Origin of the sequence: Neobacillus drentensis (genome assembly GCF_036965425.1) — a bacterium.
Classification (GTDB): Bacteria; Bacillota; Bacilli; order Bacillales; family Cytobacillaceae; genus Neobacillus; species Neobacillus drentensis_F.
In genome coordinates this window covers 1-5,313 of sequence record NZ_JBALPP010000192.1, presented here as the reverse complement: position 1 = coordinate 5,313, position 5,313 = coordinate 1, and the positions used below count along the sequence as shown (strand labels likewise).

The window sequence follows — 5,313 nt, the reverse complement described above, 5'->3', positions numbered from 1 at the left end:
ATTTAATCCTTGCTAAAATGCCAAAACAAGAAGAGATTGCTAATAGTTTATGAGAGAAAAGAGAACGATATAGATATAACAACGAAGGTGGTGCACCTTGAAAAATCTTGATCCTCATTCTATTTTTGTCATGGCACTTATTCTTATTATGCTTGCTGCAGGGATTACAGCGATTGCAAAGAAACTTAAGCAGCCATATCCGATTGCATTGGTTATAGTGGGAGCGATTATTGGCATTGTAGATTTTCCGGTATTGGATCCTTTAAAATATTTTATAACAGAAGAAGAAGTTTTTCATTTTGTAATAGTTACAATCTTTCTCCCTGCACTTCTAGGGGAGGCATCGTTAAAGCTGCCATATTCTGAGCTGCTGTTAAATAAATTTCCCATTTTGTCCTTGTCACTAGCAGGGACGCTGATTTCCTATTTGATTGTAGGATTTTCAAGTTATTATTTTTTAGGTTTGTCCATTCAGGCCGCATTTGTATTTGCTGCCTTGATGAGTGCAACTGACCCGGTTAGTGTATTATCTATTTTCAAAAGTGTTGGCGTTAATAAACGGCTGGCCATTGTTGTAGAAGGAGAAAGCTTGTTTAATGATGGCATGGCTGTTGTTTTATTTCAAATTTCAGCATTTTCCTTATTATCCTATTTAGACTTGGGCTGGGAAGGTTTGGGTATAGGATTTTGGGTTTTAATAAAAGTTATTTTCCTTGGTCTGATCGTTGGCGGAGCCCTTGGTTATGGCTTTTCAATTCTAACAAAATTTTATGATGATTACCCTCTTGAAATTATTTTTAGCCTTATTTTATTCTATGGAGCTTATCTTTTAGCGGAAAGCATTCATGGATCGGGTGTGATTGCGGTTGTAACAGCAGCGATTATATTAGGTAATTATGGTTCCCGAATTGGAATGACTCCTACAACAAGACAAAATATTGGTACTTTTTGGGATGTAGCAGCTCTATTAGCTAATTCCATTGTCTTTCTGATGGTAGGACTTGAAATAACGCGAATCGGTATTGTTAATAAATGGGGTATCATTTTTTCTTCCATAATAATAGTCTTGATTGCCAGAAGCATCGCTGTATTTATAAGCCTTGCTTTTGAAAAAAATTTCCCTAGCTCTTGGAAACATATTATCAACTGGGGAGGATTAAAAGGGTCTCTCTCGATCGCACTGGCATTAAGCCTGCCAAGTGATTTTAAAGGGAGGGAAGTAATTCTTGTGCTTACATTTTTTATTGTACTCTTTTCTTTAGTTGGTCAGGGATTGACGGTCAAACCATTCATTTCACTTCTCGGTGTAAAGCCCTATGACAAGGACTCATAAAAAAAAGCGGGAATGATCCGCTTTTTTTTATGCCCAATGCGAAGTAAGTTTTTGATACGCGAACTCAACTTTTTCCTCTGTTGGCGGTTCTACATGTTTTAATGGATATTCATGTCCCAGGGCTTCCCATTTGTAAACACCAAGTTTATGATAGGGGAGAATTTCAATCTTTTGAACATTTTCCAGTGTACCGATGAATTCTCCTAGCTTTTGTAAATCTTCTTCGTCATCCGTAACTGTTGGAACTAGGACATGTCTTACCCAAATTGGTACATTGCGGCTGGATAAAAATGTGGCAAATTCAAGAATGTGATCATTTGCCATTCCAGTTAATTGGATATGTTTTTTTCGATTGATATGTTTTAAATCCAATAATATGAGATCCGTATATTGTAATAATTCTTTAAGTTGTTCAATAAAAAGCTTAGAATGAGAGAAACAGCCGCCAGAGGAATCGATGGTGGTGTGAATCCCTTTCTTTTTGCATTCCTTAAATAATTCGATTAGAAAAGGAATCTGTAACAATGGTTCACCGCCGCTAACTGTTATACCTCCTCCAGAGGCTTGAAGGAAGGGGAGATAACTCATTAAATCATCCATGATCTCGGAAACAGTCATTTGCTTCCCGGTACCGATTTCCCAAGTATCAGCGTTATGACAAAACTGGCACCGCAAAAGGCAGCCCTGTGTAAAAACAACATAACGTATCCCTGGTCCGTCGACTGTTCCAAGTGTTTCAATAGAATGAATATTTCCAATCATGAAGATGTTCCCCTTTCGTTTGAAAGCAGGAGCTCTACTAAAAAGAGCCCCCAATTATTTTTAATTATAAAGATTCGTGAAAAGTACGGTTAATAACATCCAGCTGTTGTTCTTTTGTCAATTTAATAAAGTTTACAGCATAACCTGACACACGGATGGTTAATTGCGGATATAGCTCTGGATGTTCCATTGCATCTAAAAGTGTTTCTCTATTAAAGACGTTCACGTTAAGATGGTGACCAGTTTTAATTGCATAGCCATCTAAGATGGAAACTAAATTACGAATCTGGTTATTTTCTTCTTTTCCTAATGCTTTTGGTACGATGGAGAAGGTATTAGATATCCCATCCATTGCATAGCTATATGGAAGTTTGGCAACGGAAGCCAGGGAAGCTAATGTACCTTTTGTATCACGTCCATGCATCGGGTTTGCGCCAGGTGCAAATGGTTCCCCCGCTCGGCGGCCATCAGGTGTATTTCCTGTTTTCTTGCCGTAAACCACGTTAGATGTAATCGTCAAAATAGACATGGTATGCACAGAATTGCGATAAGTTTGATGTTTTTGAAGCTTTTTCATAAATCGCTCCACGATTTCGACCGCAATACTATCTACCCGATCATCGTTGTTTCCGTATTTAGGGAAGTCACCGGAAGATTCAAAATCAATAGCAATCCCCTTTTCATCCCGGATCACCTTCACTTCGCCATATTTAATGGCGCTGAGGGAATCTGCCACTACACTCAACCCAGCGATACCAGTTGCCATTGTCCTTATTATTTCTGTATCATGCAAGGCCATTTCAATTCTTTCATAGCTGTATTTATCATGCATATAGTGGATAACATTCAAAGTATTTATATAAAGTCCTGCAAGCCATTCCATCATTAAGTCGAATTTTTCCATTACTTCATTATAGATTAATACATCTGATGTAATTGGCCGATACTCAGGCCCAACTTGAATTTTAAGCTTCTCATCGACACCGCCATTAATGGAGTAGAGAAGTGCTTTCGCCAGGTTTGCACGTGCTCCGAAGAACTGCATTTGTTTGCCGATTTCCATCGCAGATACACAGCAGGCAATTCCGTAGTCATCACCGTATTCCGGACGCATTATATCGTCATTTTCGTATTGAATGGAGCTGGTCTTAATCGACATTTTCGCGCAATACTGTTTAAAGTTTTCAGGGAGCTGCGGTGACCATAAAACTGTTAAGTTTGGTTCTGGTGCTGGTCCTAAATTGTCCAAGGTATGAAGGAAACGGAAAGAATTTTTCGTTACTAGTGAACGTCCGTCTTGAGCCATTCCCCCAATAGATTCGGTTACCCATGTTGGGTCCCCGCTAAATAATTCATTATAATCCGGAGTCCGGGCAAATTTAACAAGTCGAAGCTTCATAACAAAATGGTCAACTAGTTCTTGGGCATCTTCCTCTGTTAAGGTTCCATTTTGTAAATCTCTTTCAACATAAATATCTAAGAAGGAAGAAACACGGCCAAGGCTCATTGCTGCACCATTTTGTTCCTTAATGGCAGCTAAATATCCTAAATATAACCATTGAAAAGCCTCTTGTGCATTTTGGGCAGGGTTGGAAATATCAAATCCGTAGGTAGTTCCAAGCTCTTTTAATTCTTTGAGAGCACGAATTTGTTCCGCGATTTCTTCACGCAGCCGGATATTGTCTTCTGTCATTACCTTGCTGGTATTCTGTTGATCCATTTTCTTTTCCTCAATTAAGAAATCAACACCATATAAGGCAACACGGCGATAGTCACCAATAATGCGTCCTCGGCCATAAGCATCTGGCAGACCTGTGATAATGGCTGCTTTACGGGCAAGCATCATTTCATCTGTATAAGCATCAAATACACCTTGATTATGTGTTTTACGGAATTCAGTAAAGATTCTTTCAATTTCAGGATTTAATTGATATCCGTAAGCTTCGCAGGCTGCTTTTGCCATCCGAATCCCGCCAAAAGGCTGCATAGAACGATTGAATGGCTTATCTGTTTGAACACCAACTACCTTTTCAAGTTCTTCATCCAAGTAACCGGGGCCATGCGAGGTAATAGTAGAAACGGTTTCGGTATCCATCTCAAGAACGCCGCCGTTTTCCCGTTCCTGCTTAGTGAGTTCCATAACCTGGGCCCATAATTGCTTTGTTGATTCTGTTGCTCCAGCTAAAAAGGAATCATTTCCTTCATATTGAATGTAGTTCTTCAAAATGAAATCCCGAACATTTACTTCTTTTGTCCAAACTCCTTTTGTGAATCCTTTCCATTGTTTCATTTTCTTTCACCTCAAAATTTATTCGTAATTTTATATAACAGTTTGAATTGCTATTTATATATAAAGCATAACAGCGTAAATTTGTGTAACAATGAGCATATGTTAAGAAATTGTGAAATCTATATTATTAAGGGGTTTTCTGGACGAAATTTGAACAAATTTTGAACATCGGTTGATTCTGTACTATAAAAAAATCCCATGAATATTAAACTGTTATACATGAGGAAGTCAATATTACCAACATATTTATAGGGAAAATGAATAAAACAGCACAAAAAAACAGGAGAAAGACTCCTGTCCTAATCGACAACTATATAAGCAATCATCGGCCCATTATGTGCCCGGTCAGAGTGGGTTTGACAAATTAGCCTATAAGTCCCTTCTTTTTTAAATTGAAGGCTGACCACTGTTTCCTCACCTTTTTTCACCGTTCCCTTGATTTTTGTTCCTTCAATATAAAAGGGATGTGCTGCACCGTTTATTCCACTGATATATAATTTTACCTTTTCACCTTTTTCTAAAGAAATGGTGCCGGGATCCCAACGGTAAGCCTCGATTTCTTTGCCATTCTTCAACGTTGATTTAAATTCTGCCGTGACCATATGAATTTCTCGAATGTCTTTATTTGCATGTTGATTAAAAACAGTCACGTCGCCTGCTTTTAACATAAACCAAGCAGAGATGGTGGCTAGAACAACACCCACTGCTAGAAAAAATAGAAGTGTTTCTTTCTTTAGGACTAAAAATTTCATCTAAAAACCCCCTCGATAATTTGTCCTATTTAATACTTATGCCGAAGAGGTATGAAAACTTGTCTCTTTTTTTGCGGTATTAGATTGTTTTATTAACGATTGAACGCTAAATAAAATGTCAACAATGTAGGTAGTTAGAATTAATTTTCTTTTATTTTGCCTATCGAAAAGTTTAT

At 38.0% G+C, this 5,313-nt stretch carries 4 protein-coding genes; 1 reads left to right on the top strand and 3 read right to left on the bottom strand.

Annotated features, from left to right (window positions below; genetic code table 11):
• Positions 1-97: 97 nt before the first annotated feature.
• Positions 98-1,333: a cation:proton antiporter gene (locus tag V7161_RS29685; RefSeq protein ID WP_335716364.1), complete on the top strand. Its 1,236-nt coding sequence runs from the start codon at positions 98-100 to the stop codon at positions 1,331-1,333.
• Between the two features lie 27 nt (positions 1,334-1,360).
• On the opposite strand, the gene pflA is transcribed toward V7161_RS29685, so the two are convergent.
• From pflA to V7161_RS29670, 3 genes are all read right to left on the bottom strand, one after another.
• The gene (pflA, locus tag V7161_RS29680; RefSeq protein WP_335716363.1) at positions 1,361-2,095 is read right to left on the bottom strand and encodes a pyruvate formate-lyase-activating protein; all 735 of its coding nucleotides are present in this window, start codon (positions 2,093-2,095) and stop codon (positions 1,361-1,363) included.
• Between the two features lie 64 nt (positions 2,096-2,159).
• Entirely contained in the window at positions 2,160-4,385 is a 2,226-nt protein-coding gene (gene pflB, locus V7161_RS29675) for a formate C-acetyltransferase (RefSeq protein ID WP_335716362.1), read from the bottom strand.
• A gap of 299 nt (positions 4,386-4,684) precedes the next feature.
• A complete protein-coding gene (locus V7161_RS29670) occupies positions 4,685-5,137 on the bottom strand; it encodes a cupredoxin domain-containing protein (protein ID WP_335716361.1) in 453 nt (150 codons plus the stop codon).
• Positions 5,138-5,313 lie beyond the last annotated feature (176 nt).

Excerpts from the sequence above, each read along its gene's own strand:
- pflA (WP_335716363.1), bottom strand. The coding sequence starts at position 2,095 with ATGATTGGAAATATTCATTCTATTGAAACACTTGGAACAGTCGACGGA.
- pflB (WP_335716362.1), bottom strand. The coding sequence starts at position 4,385 with ATGAAACAATGGAAAGGATTCACAAAAGGAGTTTGGACAAAAGAAGTA.
- V7161_RS29670 (WP_335716361.1), bottom strand. The coding sequence starts at position 5,137 with ATGAAATTTTTAGTCCTAAAGAAAGAAACACTTCTATTTTTTCTAGCA.